At 43.7% G+C, this 25,752-nt stretch carries 26 protein-coding genes and 1 tRNA gene; 12 read left to right on the forward strand and 15 right to left on the reverse strand.

What is annotated here, in order from left to right:
* Nucleotides 1-42: 42 nt before the first annotated feature.
* A complete protein-coding gene (locus B9A22_RS10905) occupies nucleotides 43-1,047 on the reverse strand; it encodes a DUF3231 family protein (RefSeq protein ID WP_084575760.1) in 1,005 nt (334 codons plus the stop codon).
* 244 nt (nucleotides 1,048-1,291) lie between these two features.
* Here B9A22_RS10905 and B9A22_RS25830 point away from each other — a divergent pair, with 244 nt between their 5' ends.
* The 4 genes from B9A22_RS25830 to B9A22_RS10930 all read left to right on the forward strand — a co-directional run bounded on the left by B9A22_RS25830 (nucleotide 1,292) and on the right by B9A22_RS10930 (nucleotide 5,678).
* Nucleotides 1,292-2,533, forward strand: a complete 1,242-nt coding sequence (locus tag B9A22_RS25830; protein ID WP_217805934.1) for a hypothetical protein — start codon at nucleotides 1,292-1,294, stop codon at nucleotides 2,531-2,533.
* Between the two features lie 71 nt (nucleotides 2,534-2,604).
* Nucleotides 2,605-3,078, forward strand: a complete 474-nt coding sequence (locus tag B9A22_RS10920; protein ID WP_245823953.1) for a MarR family winged helix-turn-helix transcriptional regulator — start codon at nucleotides 2,605-2,607, stop codon at nucleotides 3,076-3,078.
* Nucleotides 3,079-3,142: 64 nt separating this feature from the next.
* A complete protein-coding gene (lysA, locus tag B9A22_RS10925; RefSeq protein WP_084575761.1) occupies nucleotides 3,143-4,411 on the forward strand; it encodes a diaminopimelate decarboxylase in 1,269 nt (422 codons plus the stop codon).
* Between the two features lie 28 nt (nucleotides 4,412-4,439).
* Nucleotides 4,440-5,678 carry an LL-diaminopimelate aminotransferase gene (locus B9A22_RS10930; protein ID WP_084575762.1) on the forward strand — a complete coding sequence of 413 codons (1,239 nt, stop codon included), beginning with the start codon at nucleotides 4,440-4,442 and terminating at the stop codon, nucleotides 5,676-5,678.
* Here the strand turns inward: B9A22_RS10930 and B9A22_RS10935 are convergent.
* The 5 genes from B9A22_RS10935 to B9A22_RS10955 form a co-directional block, all read right to left on the reverse strand.
* Nucleotides 5,652-6,203 (reverse strand): GDSL-type esterase/lipase family protein, encoded by a 552-nt coding sequence (locus B9A22_RS10935; RefSeq protein WP_084575763.1) that lies wholly within the window; start codon nucleotides 6,201-6,203, stop codon nucleotides 5,652-5,654. The genes B9A22_RS10930 and B9A22_RS10935 overlap by 27 nt on opposite strands.
* A 30-nt stretch (nucleotides 6,204-6,233) precedes the next feature.
* A complete protein-coding gene (locus tag B9A22_RS10940) occupies nucleotides 6,234-7,178 on the reverse strand; it encodes an ABC transporter permease (protein ID WP_084575764.1) in 945 nt (314 codons plus the stop codon).
* 113 nt (nucleotides 7,179-7,291) lie between these two features.
* The gene (locus B9A22_RS10945; RefSeq protein ID WP_245823954.1) at nucleotides 7,292-8,341 is read right to left on the reverse strand and encodes an ABC transporter permease; all 1,050 of its coding nucleotides are present in this window, start codon (nucleotides 8,339-8,341) and stop codon (nucleotides 7,292-7,294) included.
* On the reverse strand, nucleotides 8,342-9,862 hold the full coding sequence (locus tag B9A22_RS10950) for an ABC transporter ATP-binding protein (protein WP_084575765.1): 1,521 nt from the start codon (nucleotides 9,860-9,862) through the stop codon (nucleotides 8,342-8,344). It abuts the gene before it with no gap.
* A gap of 177 nt (nucleotides 9,863-10,039) precedes the next feature.
* Nucleotides 10,040-11,140: a BMP family lipoprotein gene (locus B9A22_RS10955; RefSeq protein ID WP_084575766.1), complete on the reverse strand. Its 1,101-nt coding sequence runs from the start codon at nucleotides 11,138-11,140 to the stop codon at nucleotides 10,040-10,042.
* A gap of 348 nt (nucleotides 11,141-11,488) precedes the next feature.
* On the opposite strand from B9A22_RS10955, the gene B9A22_RS10960 reads away from it, so the two are divergent.
* Nucleotides 11,489-12,169: a hypothetical protein gene (locus B9A22_RS10960; RefSeq protein WP_217805935.1), complete on the forward strand. Its 681-nt coding sequence runs from the start codon at nucleotides 11,489-11,491 to the stop codon at nucleotides 12,167-12,169.
* Between the two features lie 15 nt (nucleotides 12,170-12,184).
* Nucleotides 12,185-12,643, forward strand: a complete 459-nt coding sequence (locus B9A22_RS10965; protein ID WP_084575768.1) for a hypothetical protein — start codon at nucleotides 12,185-12,187, stop codon at nucleotides 12,641-12,643.
* A 230-nt stretch (nucleotides 12,644-12,873) separates the two neighbouring features.
* Here the strand turns inward: B9A22_RS10965 and B9A22_RS10970 are convergent, their stop codons facing one another.
* Nucleotides 12,874-13,695, reverse strand: coding sequence for a hypothetical protein (locus B9A22_RS10970; protein ID WP_084575769.1), 822 nt, complete (start codon nucleotides 13,693-13,695; stop codon nucleotides 12,874-12,876).
* Nucleotides 13,696-14,007: 312 nt separating this feature from the next.
* Nucleotides 14,008-14,092: transfer RNA gene (locus tag B9A22_RS10975), tRNA-Leu, on the reverse strand.
* A 220-nt stretch (nucleotides 14,093-14,312) separates the two neighbouring features.
* On the opposite strand from B9A22_RS10975, the gene B9A22_RS10980 reads away from it, so the two are divergent.
* Entirely contained in the window at nucleotides 14,313-15,041 is a 729-nt protein-coding gene (locus B9A22_RS10980) for a M48 family metallopeptidase (RefSeq protein ID WP_084575770.1), read from the forward strand.
* Between the two features lies 1 nt (nucleotide 15,042).
* Here B9A22_RS10980 and B9A22_RS10985 read toward each other — a convergent pair whose 3' ends face one another.
* From B9A22_RS10985 to B9A22_RS11000, 4 genes are all read right to left on the reverse strand, one after another.
* Nucleotides 15,043-15,495, reverse strand: coding sequence for a C-GCAxxG-C-C family (seleno)protein (locus B9A22_RS10985; protein WP_084575771.1), 453 nt, complete (start codon nucleotides 15,493-15,495; stop codon nucleotides 15,043-15,045).
* A 98-nt stretch (nucleotides 15,496-15,593) separates the two neighbouring features.
* Complete coding sequence (locus B9A22_RS10990) at nucleotides 15,594-16,829, reverse strand: sensor histidine kinase (RefSeq protein WP_084575772.1); 1,236 nt, start codon at nucleotides 16,827-16,829, stop codon at nucleotides 15,594-15,596.
* Nucleotides 16,830-16,991: 162 nt separating this feature from the next.
* Nucleotides 16,992-17,492 carry a hypothetical protein gene (locus B9A22_RS10995; RefSeq protein WP_084575773.1) on the reverse strand — a complete coding sequence of 167 codons (501 nt, stop codon included), beginning with the start codon at nucleotides 17,490-17,492 and terminating at the stop codon, nucleotides 16,992-16,994.
* Between the two features lie 16 nt (nucleotides 17,493-17,508).
* Complete coding sequence (locus tag B9A22_RS11000) at nucleotides 17,509-17,814, reverse strand: hypothetical protein (protein ID WP_084575774.1); 306 nt, start codon at nucleotides 17,812-17,814, stop codon at nucleotides 17,509-17,511.
* Between the two features lie 233 nt (nucleotides 17,815-18,047).
* On the opposite strand from B9A22_RS11000, the gene B9A22_RS11005 reads away from it, so the two are divergent.
* The 4 genes from B9A22_RS11005 to B9A22_RS11020 all read left to right on the forward strand — a co-directional run bounded on the left by B9A22_RS11005 (nucleotide 18,048) and on the right by B9A22_RS11020 (nucleotide 21,160).
* On the forward strand, nucleotides 18,048-18,404 hold the full coding sequence (locus tag B9A22_RS11005) for a hypothetical protein (protein WP_084575775.1): 357 nt from the start codon (nucleotides 18,048-18,050) through the stop codon (nucleotides 18,402-18,404).
* A 145-nt stretch (nucleotides 18,405-18,549) separates the two neighbouring features.
* Nucleotides 18,550-19,512: an AAA family ATPase gene (locus B9A22_RS11010; RefSeq protein ID WP_084575776.1), complete on the forward strand. Its 963-nt coding sequence runs from the start codon at nucleotides 18,550-18,552 to the stop codon at nucleotides 19,510-19,512.
* Nucleotides 19,513-19,517: 5 nt separating this feature from the next.
* Nucleotides 19,518-20,867, forward strand: a complete 1,350-nt coding sequence (locus tag B9A22_RS11015) for a vWA domain-containing protein (protein WP_084575777.1) — start codon at nucleotides 19,518-19,520, stop codon at nucleotides 20,865-20,867.
* Between the two features lie 29 nt (nucleotides 20,868-20,896).
* Nucleotides 20,897-21,160: a hypothetical protein gene (locus B9A22_RS11020; protein WP_084575778.1), complete on the forward strand. Its 264-nt coding sequence runs from the start codon at nucleotides 20,897-20,899 to the stop codon at nucleotides 21,158-21,160.
* Between the two features lie 492 nt (nucleotides 21,161-21,652).
* On the opposite strand, the gene dat is transcribed toward B9A22_RS11020, so the two are convergent.
* Nucleotides 21,653-22,513 (reverse strand): D-amino-acid transaminase, encoded by an 861-nt coding sequence (dat, locus tag B9A22_RS11025; RefSeq protein WP_084575779.1) that lies wholly within the window; start codon nucleotides 22,511-22,513, stop codon nucleotides 21,653-21,655.
* 86 nt (nucleotides 22,514-22,599) lie between these two features.
* Nucleotides 22,600-23,064, reverse strand: a complete 465-nt coding sequence (bcp, locus tag B9A22_RS26045) for a thioredoxin-dependent thiol peroxidase (RefSeq protein WP_084575780.1) — start codon at nucleotides 23,062-23,064, stop codon at nucleotides 22,600-22,602.
* Nucleotides 23,065-23,187: 123 nt separating this feature from the next.
* Between bcp and B9A22_RS11035 the strand changes: the two genes are divergently transcribed.
* Nucleotides 23,188-24,327: an acyltransferase gene (locus B9A22_RS11035; RefSeq protein ID WP_084575781.1), complete on the forward strand. Its 1,140-nt coding sequence runs from the start codon at nucleotides 23,188-23,190 to the stop codon at nucleotides 24,325-24,327.
* Nucleotides 24,328-24,378: 51 nt separating this feature from the next.
* Here B9A22_RS11035 and B9A22_RS11040 read toward each other — a convergent pair whose 3' ends face one another.
* Nucleotides 24,379-25,749 (reverse strand): hypothetical protein, encoded by a 1,371-nt coding sequence (locus B9A22_RS11040; RefSeq protein ID WP_084575782.1) that lies wholly within the window; start codon nucleotides 25,747-25,749, stop codon nucleotides 24,379-24,381.
* Between the last annotated feature and the right edge of the window lie 3 nt (nucleotides 25,750-25,752).

Here is a 25,752-nt window from a genome sequence, read left to right on the forward strand (position 1 = left end):
AAGTGGCTGCCTCAATTTGATATTGAGGCAGCCACTTTTATACTATCTACTCAATGCCAATTCTTTACGGTCAGCCGCCTGTGGGGGTTGCTCCAGCCAACCGTATTTAATCATAATCTGCGCTCCATCTTCCCCAAACTGTGCAATCTCAGCCATGAGACGACCATACTCACCCGCGACATCTACCCTTGTACTTGCTCCCAATGCTGCTCCGTAATTTGCCATACTCATCGCAATCAAGAGAGTCACTTGTTGCATCATCAGCTTGTCGGAGAAGGGAGCAATAGTCGAATCCGTTACCTCCGAGTCCCATATCGCCGGAGCCGACAGGTCATCCTGTTGAAGCAGTGAGCTAAACACTTCAATATGTTTTTGTGATATATCTTGCCCTCTCAAAAAGAACTCGCGGACATCCTGCGACTGCGCGACTTGCGCAAATCCGATGAGAATCACGCGGCCCATGGCGTTGGTTGATATATTTGCGAACAGGTGAGACAGTTCCAGGGCGTTCAACGGACGGTTCTCGCCCAATATACTACCCATAAAACCTGGAGACTCGACAAACTGAACCTGCTTAGGTACCGGAATATACGGCGCTCTAATGTACACCCCCTTTGACAACAAAGTCTGCGTAACCTTATCACTCAATTCCTTGGTGGAATCGATACAATGCCCGAAATACTGGCGCACGTCTGAACGTACTGCCAGGTTTAAACCCAATGCATACGCCGCCATCCCCGCGGCGGAGAGATGCCTCAGATAGCGCAGATAAAAAATATCGGTAAATAGTGGTGGTGCTTGTACATCAACATCTTCATCTGAATATCCTGTAGGTACTGCCATTCCCTCCTGCTTAAATATTTCCGCTATGGCTTGCACATGCTGCTCTGATAAGCCAAGCGCGAATTGAACGAGAGGCCGTACATCCTGATCCTTCACTTTCTCCAAAAAGTATTTCAGCGTACACACCGCCATACTATCACTCATATAGTCGAGCCATAAAGTCCCAATTTCAACCGAGGTGAGCCGCAGATTTTGTTGTTCCAACTCGAATACACTCCTTTGCCGAAGTAAAGAGTACTATCTTTATCTTTTGCTGTGGTAACCGCAATTATTCGACTGAAGCTATCTTTTTCCAATCTGTGGCTGCTGATTTGGTTATTTCCCCCATAGGCGGGGATAATAAAACGAGTTTGGGTAGGTTAATTTATCATTGAAACAATAAAGTCTATACAACAAAAAATTAACCGATTAAATAGATCCATGTGCCTTGTGATAAGGAGAGACTAGCATGAGCGATAACTATACCCCACGCCGCAAAAGATTGGACCTATCAAGGTTCGATACCATGCAGATGCATGTCAGACATCCGTTGGTTGCTGTATGGTGGGCAATGTCGTTTGCGGGCTTTGGTCAAATGATGGTCGGCAGTTATGTCAAAGGCTACGTGCTGGTAATTCTCGAGATTATCATTAATATGCAGTCGCATTTAAACCTGGCGATAGTATACTCGTTCACTGGGCGTTTTGAAATGGCAAAAGAGGTCCTTGATACCCGTTGGCTTCTGGGCTATGTTCTCATTTATGTTTATGGCGTATGGGATTCCTACAACCTTACCGTGAACACCAATAAGCTGGCGGTGCTTGCTGCCAGAGAAAAAGCTCCGATTGATGTATTCAAAATGATACCGTTTAGCATCAACTACTTAGACATAAGGGTGCCGTGGGTGAGTGCTTTCTGGAGCCTCGTGCTGCCGGGATTGGGACATATGTATGTTCTGCGAATGGCTACCGGCTATTTCTTGATTGGTTTTTGGTTTCTATGCGCCTACTATTCGAGAATATTTGAAGTCCTGCATTTTACCTTTTTGGGAGACTTTGCCCAGGCTATCGCCGTTGCTGATCCGCAATGGCTGCTGTTCATGCCCTCGATTTACGGCTATGCTATTTACGAGGCATACTCTTCTACTGTAGAACTTAACAAAATATTCGATATAGAGCTACGTGAATTTCTCCAGAAGAGATACCAAGCGTTTGCGCTTGATCTTCCCTTTTTGAAAACAGAGGAGGCAGCCGAAGTGTTAATAGCGGCAACTTTTGATCATTCACAATTCGTTGAGCTGGCAATCACAGAATTGGAAGAGAAAGGCATAGCCAAAGATAAGATACTAGCTATTCCTCTCGTACAGGAGCATAAGGACTTTGCCATCTTAGATACCATCCACCGCGCCGACGGGGTAAGTATCTTTGATACTGCCTCCGTGTTTGGGACCACCGGCATGACGCTGGGAGTAATATATGGTTTTATCTGGTCCTGGGGACCGATAATATGGGGCCTAATTGGTCTAATTGCCGGATCAGCCATGGGGTTCATCTTGGATTATCTGTTAACTAAGAGAATAATATCCACTGAAAGAAAAGCCAAGGAATCAGAGCTGGTGCTGATAGTTAGCTGCGAGAAATATCAAAGTGCTTTAGTTGAGAAAGTTCTGCGAAGCAATACTGCTTTCGGGGTTGGCAAGGTAACTGCATAATTGTCATAAAAATCATCATTGACAAAACAACATTTGTATGTTACAAATATTTTAAAGGGGCGATCCAATAAATGCCAAATCATATTAATGACCTAGATAAATATAATCGCTGTGTCGAAGACATCGGCGAACTGCTGCAGCGGACAGTACGAATTTGCCAACTATTTGAACGCGAACAAATCAAAATCCATGGATTTACCAGTTCACAATGCCATATACTGTTGGAAATTCTCAAAAACGAGACGCTAACCATTAACGAAATCAGCGCTAAAATGAATTTGGAGATAAGTACTATTACCAGAATTATGGATATTCTAGTGCGCGACCAACTCCTCGTGCGAAACCGCCTTAGTCATGACAAACGAATTGTTGAGGCATCTCTAACTGAAAAAGGAAAACAGGAAGCCTACAAATTACAGGAAACTATCCGCGACTATTATAAGAACGTAATATCCTACCTCCCCCCCGGCCATGTGCGTGAAGTAATGAGCGCAGTTGAACTGCTGCTGTCAGCAGTAGAACGGTCAACTCGCCGCAGTCTATAAATTTTTTTCGAATATATTTGTATTATACAAATATCATAAAAATCATAAGGAGGGACATAAACTCATGCAGTATATTCAAGCCAAAGTAACCCAGGAGGCAAATTTCTATGGAAAACTAAACCCAGTTGAGCTTATTGAAAAATACGGGGGCCCGCTATACATTTACAGTGAGCGAATACTCCGTGAACGTTGCCGGGATATCAAGCGACTAATGAGAGGTCCGAATTTTATCGTGAATTACTCGGCAAAGGCCAATAGCAATCTGTCATTACTCAAAATCATTAAAGATGAAGGCTGTTGTGTTGACGCGATGTCACCTGGTGAAATCTATGTGCAACTGCAGGCAGGGTTTCAACCCGCACAAATTCTCTACATTGGCAACAACGTCTCAGCAGAGGAAATGAACTATGCCATTAATCAGGGCATCCAGGTAAGCGTTGATTCGCTGTCACAACTAGAATTATATGGAAAAATCAACCCGCACAGCACTGTCGTTGCCCGGTTTAATACAGGGGTTGGCGCCGGGCACCACAAAAAAGTGGTCACTGGCGGCGAAAAAACCAAATTTGGAATTGAAACTGCATTCATACCAGAGGTAAAGGATATTCTCCAAAAGTATCATCTACGCCTTATCGGAATTAACCAACATATCGGATCGCACTTCATGGATACCCATTCGTATATCAGCGGTGTTCAGGCACTGCTGGATGTAGCAACGCAATTTCCAGATCTGGAATTTATCGACCTCGGCGGCGGGTTTGGCATACCCTATCACAAATATGAAAATGAACAGCGCCTTGATTTGGCTGAGTTGAGCGAAAAATTAGAAGTAATCCTTACCAAATGGGTCAACACCTACGGTAAACAAATGAATTTTAAAGTCGAGCCTGGCCGTTATTTAGTAGCCGAGTGCGGTATTCTCCTGGGCAAGGTCCATACGGTTAAGACGAATTATATGACAAAATATATTGGCACAGATCTAGGATTTAATGTACTCATGCGGCCGGTTCTATACAATTCCTATCACGATATTGAAATCTACCGCAGCAGTAATATGCAATCAAGATGCCAGGAAGCAGTCACTATTGTCGGAAATATCTGCGAAAGCGGCGATATCATTGCCGAAGAGCGAAAACTCCCAGAAGTATTTGAAGAAGACATTATCGGGGTGCTGGATGCTGGCGCCTATGGTTATTCCATGGCATCTAATTACAACAACCGCCTCCGCCCTGCCGAAGTCCTAATCACAACCCAAGGTGACGATGTGTTGATCCGGCAAAGAGAAACACTGGAAGACTTGGTACGGCATTATAACAGCAACGCTCATTATTAAAAATTTGAAATGTGAAAGGAGTAAATCAATGCAAGAAAGCTTTATTCAACAGACATTTGCTCAACGCATTGGGGGAAATCAGTTTGGTAAAGATACAGTTTTATATAAGTTTGAAAAAATAAAAAGGGCCAAAAGAGCCGCAATAGCAAAGAATCCAGAAATGAAACTGATTGATTTGGGAGTCGGCGAGCCGGATTGGATGGCTGAGCCAGAGGTTATTGAAATATTATACAATCAAGCCCAACAAAAAGAAAATCGGGGCTATACCGATAACGGCATTCAAGATTTCAAAGCTGCAGCTGTCAGCTATATGGAGTCAGTATATAATGTTTCCGCTTTAGATCCTTTAACTGAAGTAAACCATGGCATTGGTTCCAAACCTATTTTGGCACTCCTGCCGTTAGCATTTATAAACCCTGGCGACATTACCATTATGACGGTTCCTGGTTATCCAATTATGGGTACCACGACCAAAGCTTTGTATGGCGAAGTTATAAACTTGCCACTACTAGAAGAAAATGCATTCCTTCCCAACTTGGATTCACTCACTGCCGAACAACGCCGCAAAGCCAAATTATTATATATCAATTATCCAAACAACCCAACCGGTGCCATTGCAACTAAAGAATTCTACGAAAAAGTAGTCCAATTCGCCCGTGAAAACCAAATCATCGTCGTCTCTGATGCGGCCTATGCAGCCCTCACTTTTGGCGGCGAGAAACCGCTGAGCTTCCTGTCAGTAGACGGCGCCAAAGAGGTAGGCGTAGAAATCCACTCCTTATCCAAAGCCTATAACATGACCGGTTGGCGAATAGCCTTCATTTGTGGTAACGAGCTAGTTGTCAAAGGCTTTGCTGCCGTGAAAGACAACAATGATTCAGGCCAATTCGCTGCAATCCAAAAAGCAGGAGCCTACTGCTTGCACCACCCGGAAATCACAGAGAAAACGGCCTTAAAGTACTCCCGTCGTCATGACATGCTGGTCGAAACCTTGACTAGTGTTGGATTTTCCGTAAGAAAGCCCAAGGCCTCTTTTTATCTCTATGTCCGCATACCGCAAGGAACAAAAGATGGGCGTGTATTTAATTCAGCAGAGGAGTTTTCCGAATATCTCATCACTGAGAAATTAATTTCCACCGTTCCCTGGGATGACGCCGGCGCCTATATACGATTCTCAGTCACGTTTGAAGCCGCAGATGTTGAAGAGGAACACCGGGTTATTGCTGAGATAAAACAGCGTTTATCCAGCACTGATTTTGTCTTTTAATAAATTCAATGCAACCTTTGCCATCACTCTATACCCTTCTTCATTTGGGTGAAGTACGTCGGCATAAAGCTCTAATTTGGTCTGCCTACCTCCGGCTTCCATAAACGCACTATAAAAATCAATCATGCATATGTTATTAGCCATGCCATATTCTCGCATATCTGCGCGGTATAGACCAAGAATACGTTCATCTTTAGAATAATTACAGGGTATTGGTATGCCGATGATTGGTATAATTCCATTTTGCACAGCGAGATCCACCATACGGGAAATATTATCATAAACCTCTTCAGCCGCCACACCGGCGCAAGCATCATTAGTCCCACCCATTATGATTACATGCGATGGTGAGCACCTGACAACATCATTACTAAACCGTGCCAGCATTCCCGCACTTGTGTCGCCATTAACACCTTTATTGATAATAGGAATACCCAACTCTTTATTAACCAAATTGCCCCATGCTGAGTCAGGTGTATACGGAAACCCGTACGTAATAGAATCACCTATTGCAACTACTTTCATAATTGTTGGATCACTTCCTTTGATAATCCCTTATCGCTTTCCATGGTCAAAGGGTTGACCGGATGCACGCGGTGGTTGTGAGGTTTTTGAAAACAAGACAAGTACTAGCAGTGTAACAATATAGGGGAAGGTTTTAAGTGCTACGCCAGGTATCTGCGCCAAAGCCGGGATAGCCTGCGCAGATGTTGCTATTGTGCTGGCATAACCAAAAAAAGCGGTAGCCCCTAAAATACCAAGCGGTTTCCATTGCCCGAAAATCAGTGCCGCCAAAGCTAAAAAGCCTAACCCAAATACCGTACCGTTAAACTCACCCGAATAAGTTGTAAGAATAATGGCACCGCCTAGCCCGGCACATGCACCTGATATGATGACCGCAGCATAACGTATAAACTGAACATTAACCCCTGCCGAAGCAACAGCCTGTGGATGTTCCCCACAAGCTCTAAGACGCAGCCCGAAGACTGTCCTGTATAAGACAAAATAGGCAACCGTCAAAATGAACAGCGTAAGCCAGGTTGTTGCGTAGGTATTAGAAAATAATAATTTGCCGACCACCGGCACCTCATTAAGTACAGGTATGTCAAACCGGGTAAATGGGTTAATCTGAATGTTGCCGCTGCCTGTTACATTGCGTGCGATAAACACCGTAATCGCACCGGCAATCATGTTAATGGCTGTCCCGCTGATTACCTGATTGGCTTGTAAACTAATGCTGGCAAACGCATGCAAAAGGGAAAAAAGTGCGCCTGCCAGTACCGCCGCTAAAAGGCCAATCCAAAGAGCCTGGCTGTGCATAATCGGCTGCAAAACCGATATTGTGATAGCTGCCGCAAAAGAACCGATAACCATCAGGCCCTCCAGCCCGATATTAACCACACCGCTCCGCTCGGAATACAGACCGCCAATCGCGGTAATAAGCAAAGGAATGGCAAACGCTATTGCATAGGGTGAAATCTGCTGCAAAATCTGCCACACATCAGGCCCCTCCTTTTTGGTCTACCAAAATTTATAACGCAATTCTGTTGACATAAGAACGACTAAGGCTTCTGCTGGCGCCCTGAAGGGCTTGGCACAAGCCAAGTCTTTTCTTATCTCTTTATAACCTTATCAATACCTTTTTCAATAAGTACACTTGTGGCGGCAAAATAAATAATTGTGGCAATGATGGTGTCGGCAATTTCCGGCGGTATGCTGGTCATAGCGTTCATAAAACCTTTGCCGGAATATAACAACCCAAAAAATAACGCGGCTGCCAATACTCCCCACGGTGAATTGGCTCCTAATAAAGCTACCGCAATACCGTCAATTCCTTGTGACGGCAATATCCCGATTTGAAGGTTGGTAGCATAACCGCAGTATAGCGTCATCCCACCCAATCCGGCCAGGGCCCCGGCGATCACCATAGAAAGAACAATACTACGGCCAGCATTAATACCTGCGTATTCTGCCGCATGTTGATTGAACCCCACAGCCTTTAATTCAAAACCAAGCGTTGTTCGCTGCAATATAAATACACTAAGCAAAACAGCGGCAATTGCCAAAAATATCCCTATATTAATATACGAGCCGTCAAACAGCTGCGAAAGCCACTCTGTACGCAGTGAGGCAGACACCGGGATATTCCTGGATTCTGTTTCAAAGGAACCTTTGAAGTAGGCTGGAACCAGATAGTATACCAGCCAGTAGGCTATCCAGTTAAGCATAATGGTAGAAACCACTTCATGTACATTAAACTTGGCTTTCAGCCAGCCTGGGATTGCCGCCCATAATCCACCACATACCAGCGCCGTCAAAATCATAACAGTTAACAAGAGCGGCTTAGGAAAGTCGAATGTTAATCCCACTGCAGTAGCGCAAAAGCCGCCGATTAACATTTGACCTGCTGCTCCGATATTAAAAAGGCCTGTTTTAAAAGCGAAAGCTACCGACAGCCCGGTAAATATCAAGGGCACAGCTGTTGCAATTGTGTTCCCGACCCGTTCCAAGCTCATTAAACCGCCCCGAAATAAAAACTCATAGCCGGTTACCCAATCATGACCGGTCAAAATCATAAACCCGGCTCCGGCTACCAAGCCTAAGAGAATGGTCAGCAGCAAAATGACAGCTTCTTTTTGACTTTGCCAATTTATCGTAGTCAATTAGTCTGCCTCCTTTCGAATACCAGCCATCATCATACCAAGGTCATTTTCATTTGCAGTATCGGCCTCAACCAAACCAACTAATTCACCTTGACTGATAACGGCAATACGGTCCGAAAGATTCAAAACTTCCTCTAGTTCCAAGGATACTAACAGCACGGCATATCCGGCATCCCGCTGCGCTATTAACCGTCTATGAATATACTCAATTGAGCCAACATCAAGACCTCTTGTCGGTTGTACTGCAATCAGCACCTTAGGGTTTAGACTTATTTCCCGTCCAATGATGGCTTTTTGCTGGTTACCGCCTGACAACGATCTGGCAAGCGTAACAGCACCTTGTGCGGCACGGACATCGAACTGTTGCATAATCTCTTTAGCATAATGTCGAATAGCAGGACGCTTTAGCAAACAGTTTTTTGAAAATGGCGGCCGGTCATAAACTTCAAGCACCAGATTATCTTCAATGCTATAGTCAAGCACCAGGCCTCGTTTATGACGGTCTTCCGGCACATGTGCCAACCCGGCATCGATCCGCTCTTTAATACTTAAGGAAGAAATATCTTTGCCCTGCACTAGGATCTGACCTGCATGTATCTTTCCAAGACCGGTTATGGCAGCTACCATTTCTGCCTGCCCATTGCCATCTACACCGGCAATACCGACAATTTCTCCGGCACGTACATTTAACGAAAATTTCTTAACTGCAAGCATCTTGGTCTGGTTAAGCACTGTCAAATCCTTGATTTCCAATAAAACTTCACCCGGAGAACGCGCCTCTTTTTCCACTTTTAAAAAGACTTGACGCCCGACCATCATCTCGGCCATCTCTTCTTTACTGCATGAAGCTACATCAACAGTGCCAACATAGCGCCCCCGCCTTATCACCGTACAACGCATCGCCGCCGCTTTAATTTCCTTTAGCTTGTGAGTAATGAGTATAATGGCCTTTCCCTCTGCGGCAAGCTTTTTCATAATCCCGATAAGGTCGGTAATTTCCTGCGGTGTTAGCACAGCTGTCGGCTCATCAAAAATCAAAACCTCGGCCTCACGGTACAACATTTTTAAAATTTCTACACGCTGTTGCATGCCTACCGAAATATCCTCGATTTTGGCATCTGGGTCAACATTTAGTCCGTAACGCTCAGATAATTCTTTTATCCGCCTGCTTGCCGACTGAGTATTGACAATGCCACACCTGTTGGGCTCAATCCCCAAAATAATGTTTTCCGTAACAGTAAAGTTATGAACCAATTGAAAATGCTGGTGAACCATGCCAATCCCCAAATCATTGGCTGCTTTAGGATTAGCAATCCGGACTTCTTGTCCGCGCACCCGGATTCTGCCGCTATCCGGCCGATATAATCCGAATAAAATATTCATCAACGTAGATTTGCCTGCTCCATTTTCCCCCAATAATGCGTGTATTTCACCGCGCCGGACGGCTAACGTAATATCATCATTTGCGACAATCCCAACAAACTCTTTGCGGATGCCTAGCATTTCTACGACATACTCCACGCCTGACAACCTCCTATTCTGAAGAAATAGCTTCTCATTTTATAAAGTAGTCACAGGATAAAACTAGGTCCGGATAAGAGACTGCTCACTCAAGCTGAGCTCTCTCCCTAATCCGGACCTATTCTACCTAGTACTTTCAAGAAGTTTGGGGTTATAAGCAGCTATTACAGCTTGAAATTAACGTAATAACCCCTCACCTTTATCGGCAACAGTTAGTTTACCTTCTTTCAAGCTGGCAAACACTTCTTTGACCTTGCTGGAAACGTCTTCGCCAAGATTTGGATTTTTAGCAGGAATACCCACACCATCATTTTTCGCATTGAAAACAAGTGATTTACCGCCAGGGAAATTACCATCTTTGACACTTTTAACCATATCATAAGCAGCTTGATTAACGCACTTCATCGCTGAAGTCAAAATAACCGATTTTGTCTTACCTTCGTCATAATAGCCTTGTGCGTATTGGTCTACATCGACGCCAATAACCCAAGCCGAGCGTCCGCTTTTTGTCCGCGCTATCGCTTCATTTATTACTCCTATACCTACGCTGCCAGCCGCAGCAAAGATAACATTGACACCCCTGTCATACATTTGAGCAGCCAATTGTTGACCTGCCGCAACATCATGAAAGGTTCCTTGGTAAAGAAAATTTTCGGCTTTTATATTAATTTTGGTACCAAAGTTAGCATTGGCGTACTTTATACCTTGCTGAAAGCCCCAGTTAAAACGCTGCACTGCCGGTATCTCCATACCGCCAATATAACCAAATTCGCCGGTTTTAAGCTGCAAAGCAGCCGCAACACCTGCCAAGAAACCGGATTCATGTTCGGCAAAGTTAATAGATACTGTATTCGGCCCAATGTTAACCTTACTGTAATCGTTGCCCGGATGCGGAACTCCATCCAAGATTACGAATTTGGTGTCCTTGTATTTTTCTTGAGCTGTATAAATCGAATTCTCAAATTTGAATCCAGGAGTAATGATCAATTTATAACCAGCATCATTTAGATTGGCAATCTCTTTGTCATAATCGGCTGTTGTCGTACCAGCCGGACGCAGATATTTGGGCTTAAAATTAAAATCTGTTCCCGCCTTGGCAATGCCCTCCCACGTTCCTTGATTAAATGACCTGTCATCAATTGTACCTGCATCTGTAATCATCCCCACCATAAGACTCCCAGCAGCCGGAGCTTGGGACTGCTGCGTACTGGAACAACCGGCAAGCATAATAGATAAACTAAGAATCAATAGTAATAAAGGCAACCTTCTTTTACTCATGTCTTGTTACCCCCTTAATCATAAGCTATGATTAATTTCTCCATCTGCACAATGAATCCTTCTACATTTCCTCAATATTCCAATAAAAGTATTCGATAGGAAATTATATATTTCCCCCTATCTTTCGCTAGGGACTGTCACCCATTCTGCCACCGCGAAATAACCCTAATACCAATAGCAGGAGAATAATCACAAAGATAACTGGCAGAATATAGTAAGACAAACATAGCACTTGTAAAAACAAATTTTCATTAAGAAGGTACTATCACTATGCACAACCAACCCCGCCGTCCCCTTATGACCATCAGCCTGTATGGCGTTACTTATTTCCATCGGCAGAATCCTTACATGGTAGCTTGGTTGTCCGCTTTATATCCCGGTTTTGGCCACTATTTGCTTAATCAATATGCACGGGCTACCTTATTAACTTTATCCGAAGTAACTACAAATACACTAATTCATATAAACGAAGCAATTATTTATTCCTTTTGCGGGCAATTTGAAATGGCCAAAGCCGTCATCAAAACACATTGGCTCTTGGGCTATGTCATCATCTATTTTTATGCAATATGGGACAGTTATCGATCTACTCTGGTGCAAAACAAAATGTGTCAGCTTGCAGAGCTCGAAAATGAACCATTACGTTGTACAATCATTCATCCGTTTGAGATTCAATATCTGGAGCAAAGAAATCCATGGATGGCAGGCTTTTATTCTTTCTTTTTTCCCTGTCTGGGTCAACTGTACAATCATCAATGGTTACTGGCATTTTACGGAATAATTTGGTGGTGGATTTACCTTTCCTTATCCCATGCGCATACATCCCTTTTGTATCTGTTACATAACAATGCCCAAGAATCGATTGCCGTACTTAACCCGCACTGGCTGTTATTTATGCCTTCCGTTTGGGGAGGATCGATTTATCATGCCTTTTATACAGCCTTGGAACATAACCGGCTTTTTCGGCTGGAGCAACGCCAGCATCTCGTTGATCGCTACCGGAATTCCGAAGTGCGCCTCTTCCCCTAAGTAGGTGCTGACAAATTGTTGATTATTGGAACTTTTGAGCATTCCCTTGAGTTAGAACAAGTATTAGCTGTATTGGAGCATAACGGAATTGCCAGAAAGCATATCCTGGTAATCCCTATGGATACGGAGCCCACTCCCCCAGTCCGGTTTATTACCAAAGCACGCGACCTCTATGCCAAAGGTTTCGAGGTAGGCGTGTCCTGTGCTACGGGAAGCGCTGTCATTGGTACGAGTATCGGGTTTATTTTGCCATGGGGGCCCATCTTTGCAGGATTAATGGCTGCCGCTACTGGCTTTACTATCGCTTTTGGAATATATCTTCTCATCAACAAGGGCACGCACCGGCATCTTCCGAAAAAATTACCCGAAATCACTATCATCGTCCAGTGCTTGGAAGAACAGTCTATCCCGGTTATGGAGACTATGTGGGAATATCGGATTCTAACAGTGGGCCGAGTTCCGGAGCCATCCTAAAAGACGACTTCATTTTTGGCTATACCAATGCTTTTGTGTAACTCTGGCGGAGTGAGTGCAACAATATCTCTTGGCGCACGGGACGGTGGTTCTGCTTAGCGGTCACAAAAGCATAAAGAAAAGAGGCCAATAAATCAGCCCCTTAGTGATTATCAAGTTATTATTTTCAATATCTTTTAATTGTTGAACAAAACGTATTCAGCCTAGATTACTGTAACTATCATACAATACTAATTGACTGCGCTAGTACTACTTTTCGAAGCTTTTACAACAATGCCTTTATCATCAAATTCTACAGTTGTACCCGCTTCATAAACTTTAATACCACTACTGTCAGGCCGAAGTACGCTCGGCACTGTAAGCAACTTGGTGTCTTTATTTAATGTACCATTGACTACTTCGCCTTTCTCATTTAGAACAATTGCTTTCCCAGCCTTAAATTCAACAAACCCCGGACATGCCGAGTTATCAGTATAGTTTTCAGTTAGAATTTGTAGCCACCCGACGGGCCGTAGATAGGAATCACTGGATAACGTACAAGTTGCTAACATCCCATTTTTATGAAAACTTATTTCGCCATCAGATACTAGTATATGGTTTGCTTGATTTAGGTCGATGCTTTTATTAGAACCACTTATTATACCCTTAATAACTTCACCCTTATCATTGAATGTAACTTTTGTGCCACCTTTAAAAGGGAGATCCCTGTTTGTTGGTTCCTTAACTGTATTAGTGTAAACATAAAATGGAACAGGCGTATATGATGCTGACCTGATAGAATCCTGGGATGTACCAGTTTCATATGGCAAGCTTATGGTTTCAGCTAATATGCCCTCAAGAACCTCACCATACTCATTAAGGATAACAACGGTTCCTTTCTTAAACTTAGGTATATTAGACCAGGTTGACACTATGACTCCAGGCGGCGATATTCTTATATTCTCATTTAAAGTTTTGGTATATCGCGCCGCATCAACACTTGCCGTATGACAGAAAAGTAAAAAAGCCATAAATATAACCCCAGTTAATACCTTTAATAAAATTCTCTTCATGGTAATTCCCTCCATTTTGTCTTATGTATTCTTCGAATATTCATTTATCATTGTTTACCATTCGCTATGCAACTATATTATCCTCCCATAATATGTATATAAAATATGTTTATTACGTCATCTTCTCCGGCTCTATAACATTAATTGTGTAGCAAAAAAAGAAAGACGCGTCTCTTTCCGCGTCTCTTTCGAAATAGCCTGCTCAATTGTCACTTAAATACCCTCCTAACGTTAGTTGACAGGTATCAAGTTCGTTAAAAGCAAAAAAGCCCTACTGTTTTTTCAACAATAAGGCTTACAAATGCTTTCTGATGGTGCCGGAGGTCGGACTCGAACCGACACGTCACGAGGACACTTGATTTTGAGTCAAGCACGTCTGCCATTCCATCACTCCGGCATTTATTAAGTTTACATCCTGTAGCGGACATTAATTATGATATCATTTGTTCTCATTATTGTCAAGTACGTTTTATATCGATAATTTTTAGTACGCTAAAAGGATAATATAGATTGTTGGCAAATATATTCTGATGAATAGAGATTGCCACGCTAATGCTCGCAATGACGATGGGTTGGTACGGCTAACTTAATAAAACACGAAGGAATGGAACTACATAATGCCAACAATCAAATTCAATGGACAAAACCTTCTTTACACGATACGGTTAGATAGACGCCGAAAAGCCATTCAGATACGGGTACTTCCGACTGCCACTGTGGAGATTGTTACACCCGGAAAACTAACAAGTGATGAAATTGAGCATATCTTTACTACAAAGAAAAAATGGCTTACTGCCCGCCTTGACAAATTAGCTTCACTTGCTGCAAACCCTGTAAATCAGCAGTTGGTTTCAGGTGCCCAGATTCTATACAAAGGCGAACCGCATACACTTACAGTTGTACCTGGCAGCAGCAAACCTGAGATACTATTAAAGCCTGCAGAAGTCGTTGTAAAACTGCCTGCAAGCAATACAAGTGCTGATTATTCTGCGATGACCGAACGAATAGTAAAAGCCTGGCTTGTTGACCAGGCTGGTAAACTATTTGTTGAAAAAACCAATCATTGGGCAGCAAAAATCGGCGTTCGCCCTGCTCGCATAACGCTTAGAGACCAGAAAACACGTTGGGGCAGTTGTTCTAGCCTTGGCAATATAAACTTCAACTGGCGGATTATTATGGCCCCGCCGCGAGTCGCTGACTACCTGATTATTCATGAGCTATGCCATATGCTTGTCCCCAATCATTCAGCCAAGTTTTGGGAGCAAGTTGTTCGATTTTCACCAGAATACCAGGAGTGCCGTAAATGGCTTACAGATCACGGCAAGCTCATATCTCGGATATTTTAGCCTATTTTACTGGGGCTAGTTGTTTATCCTGAAGGTACTTTGACAGTAACTCGGCGGTAGTGCCGGTAATTTTTAGACAGGTATGCCTTTGTTCCTGACTGCCAAATTCGTGAGGATTAAGCACCCGGCAGCAGGCCGCACCAAACTCTTCGGAAAATATGCTGTGAAACTCCTGGGCGCTGCTATAAATAGGACCACGGCTTTGCTCTTTGCTATCCCTGCCTTGCAGCATGCCAAGTACCATTGTCGCCCCGGATAACGCGCCGCACATACAGCCGGCATGGCCAAGACCGCCGCCAAATCCTGATGCCATGCGGAGTGCTTCGTCAGAAACGTCCAGGTTAAGCAAGTCGCGAAATGCGCGTGCGACTGACTCGGCACAGTTATACCCCGCTTTAAAGTTTTGTCCTGCCAACTCTTTAGCGCTTACATTGTTTTGTTGCTGTTCAGACATAAACAATCCCTCCATGTTAAACTTTGTAATATATCACTTTTCCGGCCGCAAAAGAAAACCCTCTGCCCTGTAGCCATCCAGCACAGGCAGAGGGTTTCTTAGCTGCTGGTTTCATCAAACCCATAAGGTAGGCAAATCTTTACTGTTGTTCCTTCCCCTTGCTCGCCACTACATATCTCAAGTCCGTATTGAAGGCCAAAATAATGCTGGATGCGTTTATGGACATTGGTTATACCTAAACCCGAAGTTTGGCCTTTACCAGCAAGTCTTTTTTCATTCCGGAAAATTCGTTCTATTTGGGCTTTATTAACGCCTACACCGGTATCGGTGATCATGATTTCTACTTGGTTACCTTGCATCTGTCCGGAAATATTGATATTGCCACCGTAACGTTTGGGTTCAAGTCCATGAATAATAGCATTTTCCACAAGCGGCTGCAGTGTCATAAATGGAATTCTTTGCTCCATTAGTTCTTCGGGGATGTTAATGGAGGCCTGAATCCGATCACCAAACCGCGTTTCTTGAATTAGTAAATAGTTTTTTATATATTGAACTTCCTCGCCAACAGTGACCATTTCATCGATGTTGCGCAAGTTGTTGCGTAACAAATCTGACAAGGCATAAACCACTTCCTGGGTACGGGGTGCCCCCTCTAGAAGAGCAAGGCGGGCAATGGTATTTAACGTATTAAACAAAAAGTGGGGATTGATTTGAGACTGCAGCGCCTTAAGCTCGGTTTCTCTTAAGACCTTCTCCAGGTCGGCCTTGGATTTCATCTCACTCATTAGTTGGGTTTGCGCAATATTAGCCATGGCAATCTCTACAATATAATTAGTCATAATGTACAGGAGGTCAGCGGCAGCCTTAACGCGCTCTTCCGGAACTACCCGAATTTCAGTCAGCATTTCGAGAACGGTAGTTTTATCTAGATTTAAGTCAGCGACTCCTTTTAACACCTCACTAGCAATATCTATTCCATTCTGAGGCAATACCACTTGACCAGCTAAAAACCCGCCTAAATGCTGCTGATTTAATATAATTGGTGCTCCCAAATCAGTAAGTCCACTATGACAGCGATATACGGAAGGACATAGTTGCCTAGCAGCCATTCTTCCACCGCAATCATCAGAACCTATACAACGAGATAATCCTTCAGGGGTCGAACGAATAAGGTTACACAGCCTTGTAAAATTGCTAGGTTTAGTGACTGGTTGCCCAGCACTGTCAACGATTACTGCAGCCAAACCGGTAGCTTCGGAAAACTTATCCTGAATCTCCTGTAAAACCTTGACATTAACAATATCTGCTAATGTTAAGTCGTGATAGACATGCATAAAACCCCTCCATAACCGGCCTAGTTTCAGGAAATAAAGCAGTACGTTGATTTATCCTAATATTTTGCTTTGACTGTATAATGTTTTGCCATCTTAGCATAAAATTCCTGCCAAAAACTGAAACATTCATTCAAGTGAAAAAAAAAACACTCCAAAGGAGTGTTATCTAATACGTCTACTAATTATCGAAGCTAATAACCCACCCAGAATACCTGTAACTAGCTGAGGCCAGCTCATTGCGAACATAATACCTGCGGCAAGGTTGGGTGGTACGGCAATAAAGGTGAGAAGCCACACAAATGCCCCATATAGAACTCCGGTTTTCCCGATTGTCCCCAGGAAAACCGCCAACACACGACCCCAACGCAGACTAGCTAAAAACAGGCATATATACGCCGCATTGCCCAACGCAACAGGAACAATAAAGACTGGCAGCGGTAAAAGCTGCTGAAAATAGGCTGCGACTGGCGCTACTACTGCAATCATAAGCGCTGGCCACAAGCCAACCTTTTCTGCGGCTATAAGCAAGGCTGAATTAACCAAACTGCCAATAATGAATGTAGACAGAAAAGACGGTATGGGAATTAAAAATCGCAGTGATTGAAATAGCAGGGTAAGCGCCAGCAGGAGCGCGGCTCTTGTGACAACCTTATGTTCAGACACTAGCTGCCCCCCCTGACTATCTGCGCCGACGGTTATTATTACCGCGTCCGAACATCATGTAGCCCAAAAGTCCAAGCAGGACTAAGTTAGCAATCATGCCATCCATTATTCCTAAGTCTACCAGAACATTCACGGCAGTTAAGCCACCAAGAAAGATCATCGAACGCTTCATGTCAATAAAGGGATCACGACGCAACATTAAATACGCCACCCCAAACACCACTAAATCAATAACTACCCAGGCTAAAGGACTAACAATAAGATACTTAATTATACTGCCTGCAATCATAACTGCCAGAACTTGAAACCACATCTGATTCATCTAAATTCCCCCTTCTAGTTTATATATATTTTGGAAAGAAGCAAAACGTCAAAACTAAATAAACCTTTCCCCAATAAGATTATGCCCGCGGATATAAAATTCCTGCATTTCTGTGCTCAATTCCAAAGAATATCATAAATAAACATCAACATTTTTCCAATTTAGTGTTTATAGTTTTACAAGTTTGAGCATACTTTTTAATGTAACGATTAACTTTTAAGGAGTGAATTTTCATGAGTGAAGAAAAAGGCTTTTCTTTTACTCTGTTTGAGCCGCATCGTACTCGTTCGCCCAAAAACGACGAGCCACTTATTGAAGTACGTCCTAATGGCCGTATTGTCTTTAACAAAAGAGCCACCCAACTTTTAGAAAACAATCATTTCTGTATGTTGGGCTATGATCCCGAACAACAAGCCCTCGGCATTCTGCCTATGGAAGAGTTACAGCCCAACACGTTCCCTGTACGTTATGCCGCGAAAGGTGCCTATATCGGCGCAAAGAAGTTCTTTAAGCATTTTGATATCTTACCAGGTCAACTAGTTGAAGACACGCCATTTAAAACTGGCCAATTTATCGGTATAACCCTCTAACCTGACATTTATTTATACTTTAAAACAAAAGTTACTCACTATGAGTAGCTTTTGTTTTTTCGGAGAAACGTTTTCTCTTGTCAATTATTATCAATTTGCTGTAAAATTAAAACAACAGCTTGCACGAGAGATAGGAGAACAAGTTATGGATAAGCAATCTAACACCGTTATAACCATGCCGGAATTACGCATTGCTTTTGAAGCCCAAGGGTACATCAGCGATAAGGAACTTTTGACCACTGTCTATTTAGCTTTAAAGTTAGAAAAACCTCTTCTGATCGAAGGTGCGCCCGGTGTTGGCAAGACTGAGATCGCTAAAGTATTAAGTAAAGTATTTGATACCGAGCTTATCCGCCTTCAATGTTATGAAGGTCTGGACGAAAACAAAGCCTTATATGAATGGAATTATCAGCGCCAGCTAATTAAGATTCAGATGAGCAGAGATATCGCTAACCAGTGCATTTCCGAAGAAGATGTTTTTTCTCCAGAGTACTTGCTGGAGCGTCCTTTGCTAAAAGCCATTCGTGCGGAAAAACGCCCAGTCTTATTAATTGATGAAATTGATAAAACTGATGAAGAGTTTGAAGCATTCTTATTTGAAATCTTATCCGATTTTCAAATATCAATCCCTGAGCTTGGCACCGTCAGAGCCAAACACATTCCCATAGTGGTACTAACAAGCAACCATGACCGGGAATTATCTGAAGGCTTGCGCCGGCGTTGCATTTATCTGTACATCGACTATCCGCCCATTGATAAAGAAATTAATATCATTCGCACCAAAATCCCTGAGGCCACTGAAAAATTGGCTCTGCAAATTGCCACAGCCGTTAACCACCTGCGCACTAAACTAACCCTTAATAAACAACCATCGATTGCTGAAACGCTTGATTGGACAAGATCGCTTATGGCCATGCACGCCGACCACCTTGATCCAACCTTGGTTAAACAGACGATGGGTCTGTTGTTTAAAAACCGTGACGATTTAATAGCATTTCAAAAGGATCTAGGTGCCGAGGGACTGTGCGCAGCTATCAAACAGGAGGATGGCCCTACGGCCATGACCCCAGCTTGTCACTGCCATGGCAACGTAAGTAGTGGGGGCTGATCGTTTTGAACTCGCTAGCTGATAATCTAGTAGGTTTTGTTCAGATTTTGCGCCAGCTCGGAGTACGGGTAAGCACGGCAGAAACCATTGATGCTGTCGACAGCCTGACTGTCATTGAACATTTTGACCGGGATGAATTTCGTGCCGCCTTAAAAAGCACACTAATCAAAAATGCAGAAGATCGAGCGGCGTTTGACCAAGCCTTTAACCTATTTTTTGTACCACCTGAGTCTAAACAACAGCAGCGGGAAGCTTGGGATTCCAAACAGCAGCTTGATCTCGAACAGTCGCAGCAGGTTCAGGAGGAATTAGTCTTCCAGGGACGCCCCCTCGACCTCCCTGAAGAACTAAAAGACGTCTATAAACGCCTGCCTGAACAGGAAAAACAACGACTACAAGATTTTTTGGAAAAGACCTCGACAGGAGCCAATGTTAAAGAGTCTTTTCAGCCCATAGTAGAAAACCTGCTTAAGAGCTCCTTATCCTATCACCATCGCCAGCTTTCACCTGAAGATTTAGCCCAGCTCGCTGCTGCTCGCCGTCAATTATTGGGTCATCATGAACTTGACCATGTTGTAGAATCGGCGGCAGGTCTTGGCGGTGCAGGAAAAAATCCTTTGCTGCATAAAAATATGCAGGATATCGCCGAACACGAAATCCCCCAGGTTACTGCCTTGATTAAACGGTTGGCCCACCGCTTAACCACCCGCATTTCCCGCAGATTCCGCATGACTGGCCGCCGCAAGCTGATTGACATTCGCCAGAGTATCCGTCGTAATATGCGCTACGGCGGTATCATGATTGCATTAAAATATAAGACTAAAAAAATTCATAAACCTAATATTGTTGTTGTTTGTGACGTATCAGCCTCAATGACAAAATATGTCCGTTTTACCTTGCCGCTTCTTTATGGGTTATCCAATGTTGTAAAAAATATTGAAACCTTCATCTTTGCCACAGATTTAGAAAAAGTAACCGACTATTTTCGGCGTAATGATGATTTTGCCCAAGTAAGCGAAAAATTAGTAACAAGCTCTACCCAAATCGGACAAGGCACTAATTTATTTATTGCGCTAACAAGTCTAGAACAAGAATATAAACAGTTATTGTCTCCTTCCACCCTGCTCTTTATTATCAGTGATGCCAATACCCTGGCACCACTCGAAACAGCCAGTGAGTTATCTGTCATCAGCAAAAAGGTCAAACGGATTTTATGGCTTAACACCCAGCCGAAAGAACGCTGGAGCCAAAATAGTGCTATCCCGCTGTTCGCTAAGCACAGCACCATGTTTGAGTGTTATTCGCTGGCACATTTAACTAAAATATTGTCTCTTAATCTAACCCGCCACACATAATCGATACTATAAAAAGGATGTGACTGACTATGTATTTTGACGGACCCGAATTAGTTACCCATTACCAACGTTGGCTTACCACTTATCGTGAGCCTATTGAAGCTAAACTAACCACTGCCCTGAGCCACAGGGACCAGAAGCAAGCCATGCATAACGCCATGGAAGTTCTCTTAACAGAAGTTTTGCCTATGGCCTTGGCTGAAATGATTTTGTACAACAATGGTCGACTGGAAGAAAAAATTCAAGAAATGGACCTCGGCGGCTGTTCAAGCTGCGCAACTAATTTAAAGTAAAATATAAAGAAAACACGGCTTGCGCCGAGCCTTTGGCGATAGCGCAAGCCGATGTTGCCCTTATCCAGACGGAAAGTTATACTTTCTTACAGGACTAAAAAACTGCTGGAGGCTTTAGGCCTCCAGCAGTTTTTTAGCATGATGTACAATTGCCACAATTTTGGGTTGGAACCGGCAGACCATACAGGGCTAACCTCTTTCCAAAAAGCGTTGTTTCTGTATCAATTCTGAGTAAAATTTGGTCATTGTAATTTACCACCGAACTATGGGCGTATATGCGGGCTCCATCTATGGTAAATTCTTGATAATCGTTTTCCTCATGTTGACCCGGCTTTCCCAGTCGCACGGACGGGACGGCAGCTGCCTGGGGAGCACCTCAGCCAGGTATCAAGCGCTGCTCAATCCTTACAGTAATAATACCGCCTTCTTGAGCTATAAACTCCTGAGCCCGATCAGAAACTGTCATATTCATGGTTTTTGCCGCCTTTCTATTTATTTACGGCCACACTCTTCGTCAATCATGCCCCAGTACGCTTCTTGAATTTTGCGGGTGATGGGGCCTACGCTGCCATTACCGACAGGCTTTCCGTTTATAGTAATAATTGGCGTAATTTCGCTATTGGTGCCTGATACAAAAGCCTCTTCTGCTGTTTTGAGAAATGCCTCGTCAAACTTCTTCTCGACAACTAAAACACCAAGTTCTGGCGCAATTTTTTCCATAATCAGCGTTCTGGTTACACCTGTCAAGATAAGATTGCACCTGGGATATGTCCAAGCAACGCCATCTTTAATTACGAAGAAGTTGCTGCTAGTTCCTTCGGTGACAAATCCATCCCGGACCTGAATAGCCTCGAAACAACCAGCTTCGTTAGCTTTTTGCTTGCCCATAACATTACCTAAGAGATTAAGAGACTTAATATCACATCTCAGCCATCTTTCGTCAGGAATGAGTAGACCTTTAGCACCTTCTAATTTATTTTTATCAGGTGCTGCTGCTGCAGGACGAATAGACATAGTCAGACATGGCACAACGTTCTCAGGAAAACCATGTGCCCGTGGCGATACGCCGCGAGTAATCTGAAGGTAAATTGCTCCTTCCATAATACCACTCTCTTTAATAAGCAGCTCATGAAATTCGGCAAGTTCTTCATACGTATATACTGCCGGAATTGTCAGCTCGCGCAGCGAACGATATAGTCTGTCCACATGCATTTTCAGAGCAAAGCAGCGGCCATTATACACCCTAGTTACTTCATATACGCCGTCGCCGAACTGATGGCCTCTATCTTCCATTGGCACAATGTTGTCATTTAAATCTATTAGTCTCCCATTTAGTAAACCAATTGGCTTCATGGAAAAAACCTCCTTATAGTATATTAATATACTTATTTACACAGCAGGTAGGAAACTCCTGCTGATTGAGAAAAATTTCTAGATCGCTATTTTAGTGCATCCAGCACGCTTTGGGCATGTCCAGCTACTTTGACCTTCCGAAAAACATGAGTGATCTTTCCCTGTTCATTGATAATAAAAGTTGACCGTTCAATGCCTATGACTTTTTTGCCATACATATTTTTCTCTTTGAGCACGCCATACAACTGGCAAACAGCACTGTCAGCATCGCTTAACAGCAGAAAAGGCAGCTCATGCTTGGCACTAAACTTTTCATGTGATGACAGACTATCCCGGCTTACTCCTAGGAGGACAGCCCCAGCGGCAGTAATATCGCCATACACCTCGCGAAACTCGCGAGCCTCGTCTGTTCAAGCTGGGGTATTATCTTTCGGATAGAAATACAACACTACCTTCTTGCCTTGAAATTGACCTAAGGTTACTGGATTCCCGCCAGTCGCTGGCAGTGTAAAATCCGGAGCTATCTGCCCTTCTCTTATTTCTTCCATCATTTCTTTCCATCTCCCTCAGTTAAAAGTTTATTGCAGTTACAGAAGTTACAACCTATAATTAATAGTGATATCTTATATAATATGTATTCAATAAAAACAACATCCTAAGGAGCAGCTGCAACTATGCCAAAACAGCACATACTTGCTCTTGATTACATCCGAGGTCTCTCAATGCTGGGTGTATTAGGCATTCATACTGGAGCTTATTCACTGGCCTACCCGGCTGTCAATCCACATCTGTTTGCGTTACTTGAAATATTCACACGGTTTAGTGTGCCCATATTTTTCTTTGTATCTGCCTTTGGCTTATTTATCAGTCAGCCGCTCAAAGCAGAGTTCAGCTATCTGGCGTTTATGCGCCGCCGTTTTAAAGCCGTACTGCTGCCGTATCTTGCCTGGTCTCTCCTTTATATGCTGCATTATACGTGGGCAAGCGGGGATTTCAGCATCTGGAATAGGCCTCTTGTGTACGAGTATTTTCTATTTGGCCTGGCATCTTATCAACTATATTTTTTGGTTATTCTGGTTGGATTTTACGCACTAATGCCGCTTTGGCGGCAGCTTGTGCGCTGTATTCTCAAAGCCCCGCTAGCGGGATTGCTCAGCCTGCTGATCGGGCAGATTGCTTTTAATTATTACTCAAGCTATCTACTTACCGCAGGGTTCGATAATTACTACCTTAACCTGGCCATACAACACCGCATGAGCTACCTGGTTTTGCACTACTTATTTATTTTTATTCTCGGCGCAGTTTGTTCGGAGTTGTATCCCCAGTTTTTGGCTGCGCTAGAGCGGAACAAACGAGTGGTCAACGTGTCTTTTGTCGCAACCTTAACCGGAATGCTGTTCTTCTATTATCACCTTGTTTATTTCAAGCAGTATAGTTTGGAGCAAGCCGTGAATACTGTCCATCAGCTTAGCCCAGTCGGAGTACTGTACACACTCGGGGCAACACTATTCTGGTTTAAAACTTTCAGCAGACCTTTGCCAACTAAGCTGTCAGCAGCTTTAGGCTGTCTAGGCCGCTATTCCTATCTGGTGTATCTTGTACACCCATTGGTTATGTATTATTTAATTGTTGAACTGACTAGGATGGCCATACCGCTAACCCCAACTGTAACTGTTGCCTTCTATTTTGCAACCCTTGCCTTAAGTACCTGTTTGGCATCAATAATCACCATGATAGGCACCCTTGTCCCACTACTCAGTCTGGCACTAACAGGGTCGCTTCCTAAACAGGAAACCATTCGTCAAAAAGCCTAATCATAGCATGGTTTTAGAAAAGAGGCGGACAAAATTGTCCGCCTCTTTATTTTAAAGTAAATATCCAAGCTGTTTCAACCGTTCTCGGTTAGCCGCCGTCATAGAGTCTGGACTGTTAAAACCACTACCATCTGCAGTCAAGCGCCTTTGGCTGCGCTTAACCCGTGTACAATATAAAAATAACAGCTGACAAAACTTCTTTATTGATTTTTCCTGTCCAGGATTGGCTTGCCGCTTAATCCAATCCTGGTAGAGCTGATCGATGATGTCAGCTGCAGTTGTGGTAAAATTTTGCCTGGAAACAAACTCAACTAATTGCAGGCATTCTCTCATGAGTACATAAAGAGCTTGCTGGCGAAATGTATCACTCAGGGGACCAGAATTAAGTTCTGAGACTAGCAGACGGCGGCCAACTTCAAAGAGAGGATAGATAATATCAAAACTCTCCCCCAAACTGCGCTGTGCTACAGCCAGCCTGGCAGCTTGTCCAACAGCGTCAACCGCTTGCCGCCAAGTATCATTCATCCTGACTTGCACCGCCAACTCAAGACTAAGCATAGATATTGAGCCAGCTACTTGGCTATACGGATTAAGACTGTCCATGCCGGCAATATGACTGCATTCTACAACAATACTTGCTAAAGCCTTGTGGGATAATATTTCCTTTTCTGCCAGTTCGCCAATATATTGGATTAACGGTTCAACCATACTGGCCTCTCCGGCTTTTACTACCCGGTTCAGCCAAGCTCCAAATATCCCGGAAACCTGTTCGTGAGCCAAGCTAGACTCAGGTTCGGCCGCAAGCCATCCTGCCAGCTTTGCCTGTATTTCGCGGATAAGCCCGACATCACCCCGGCGCAAAGCAGTGAGCCCGACTAGTCTTATTGCCCGCATTACAGAGGCGTGAACGGCGTCATCTTGTGCTATATAGAGACTGGTAAAAATGACTTCCACTGCCCTGGCAGCTAAAAAATTCTGCCGTTGCTTTAAACTGATAATAGCAATCAGGCCAAGTTGTTCAACCACAACAGGAATCTCAGCTGTGGTCACATTCTTAAGCAGCGGTCGAAATGTGTCAATACCGTGGCCGGCTGCATCAGGTTGGTTTGACCGCAGCGCAATATATATAGCAGCTGTAATACGTACAGACTCCCCTTGTCTCCCTAAACCATGACCTAATCCCAGCTTTAACATGTCAAAAGCCCGGTAAGCATCATCGGCTTTTCCGGCAATCAAACTAGCCTTCAACAGCTTATAGATCTGCCGCATAATCCGGTTAGCAGCAGCCGCATTCACCTGCCGTTGTCTAGTTACCTTATTTAATTGAGACGCAATACTCGCAAACTGCCATTCAAGCCGCCTGGTGTAAAACCACCACGCGGCTATGACTATCCCAATTAGCAAAATCAACCATACTGCCATAAG

It is taken from the genome of Sporomusa malonica, assembly GCF_900176355.1.
Classification (GTDB): Bacteria; Bacillota; Negativicutes; order Sporomusales; family Sporomusaceae; genus Sporomusa; species Sporomusa malonica.

Bases quoted from the DNA above. Each gene is read 5' to 3' on its own strand.
- B9A22_RS25830 (WP_217805934.1), top strand. From the start codon at position 1,292: ATGAGCGATAACTATACCCCACGCCGCAAAAGATTGGACCTATCAAGG.
- B9A22_RS10920 (WP_245823953.1), top strand. From the start codon at position 2,605: ATGCCAAATCATATTAATGACCTAGATAAATATAATCGCTGTGTCGAA.
- lysA (WP_084575761.1), top strand. From the start codon at position 3,143: ATGCAGTATATTCAAGCCAAAGTAACCCAGGAGGCAAATTTCTATGGA.
- B9A22_RS10930 (WP_084575762.1), top strand. From the start codon at position 4,440: ATGCAAGAAAGCTTTATTCAACAGACATTTGCTCAACGCATTGGGGGA.
- B9A22_RS10935 (WP_084575763.1), bottom strand. From the start codon at position 6,203: ATGAAAGTAGTTGCAATAGGTGATTCTATTACGTACGGGTTTCCGTAT.
- B9A22_RS10955 (WP_084575766.1), bottom strand. From the start codon at position 11,140: ATGAGTAAAAGAAGGTTGCCTTTATTACTATTGATTCTTAGTTTATCT.
- B9A22_RS10960 (WP_217805935.1), top strand. From the start codon at position 11,489: ATGGTAGCTTGGTTGTCCGCTTTATATCCCGGTTTTGGCCACTATTTG.
- B9A22_RS10970 (WP_084575769.1), bottom strand. From the start codon at position 13,695: ATGAAGAGAATTTTATTAAAGGTATTAACTGGGGTTATATTTATGGCT.
- B9A22_RS10980 (WP_084575770.1), top strand. From the start codon at position 14,313: ATGCCAACAATCAAATTCAATGGACAAAACCTTCTTTACACGATACGG.
- B9A22_RS10985 (WP_084575771.1), bottom strand. From the start codon at position 15,495: ATGTCTGAACAGCAACAAAACAATGTAAGCGCTAAAGAGTTGGCAGGA.
- B9A22_RS10990 (WP_084575772.1), bottom strand. From the start codon at position 16,829: ATGCATGTCTATCACGACTTAACATTAGCAGATATTGTTAATGTCAAG.
- B9A22_RS11000 (WP_084575774.1), bottom strand. From the start codon at position 17,814: ATGAATCAGATGTGGTTTCAAGTTCTGGCAGTTATGATTGCAGGCAGT.
- B9A22_RS11005 (WP_084575775.1), top strand. From the start codon at position 18,048: ATGAGTGAAGAAAAAGGCTTTTCTTTTACTCTGTTTGAGCCGCATCGT.
- B9A22_RS11010 (WP_084575776.1), top strand. From the start codon at position 18,550: ATGGATAAGCAATCTAACACCGTTATAACCATGCCGGAATTACGCATT.
- B9A22_RS11020 (WP_084575778.1), top strand. From the start codon at position 20,897: ATGTATTTTGACGGACCCGAATTAGTTACCCATTACCAACGTTGGCTT.
- dat (WP_084575779.1), bottom strand. From the start codon at position 22,513: ATGAAGCCAATTGGTTTACTAAATGGGAGACTAATAGATTTAAATGAC.
- B9A22_RS11035 (WP_084575781.1), top strand. From the start codon at position 23,188: ATGCCAAAACAGCACATACTTGCTCTTGATTACATCCGAGGTCTCTCA.
- B9A22_RS11040 (WP_084575782.1), bottom strand. From the start codon at position 25,749: ATGGCAGTATGGTTGATTTTGCTAATTGGGATAGTCATAGCCGCGTGG.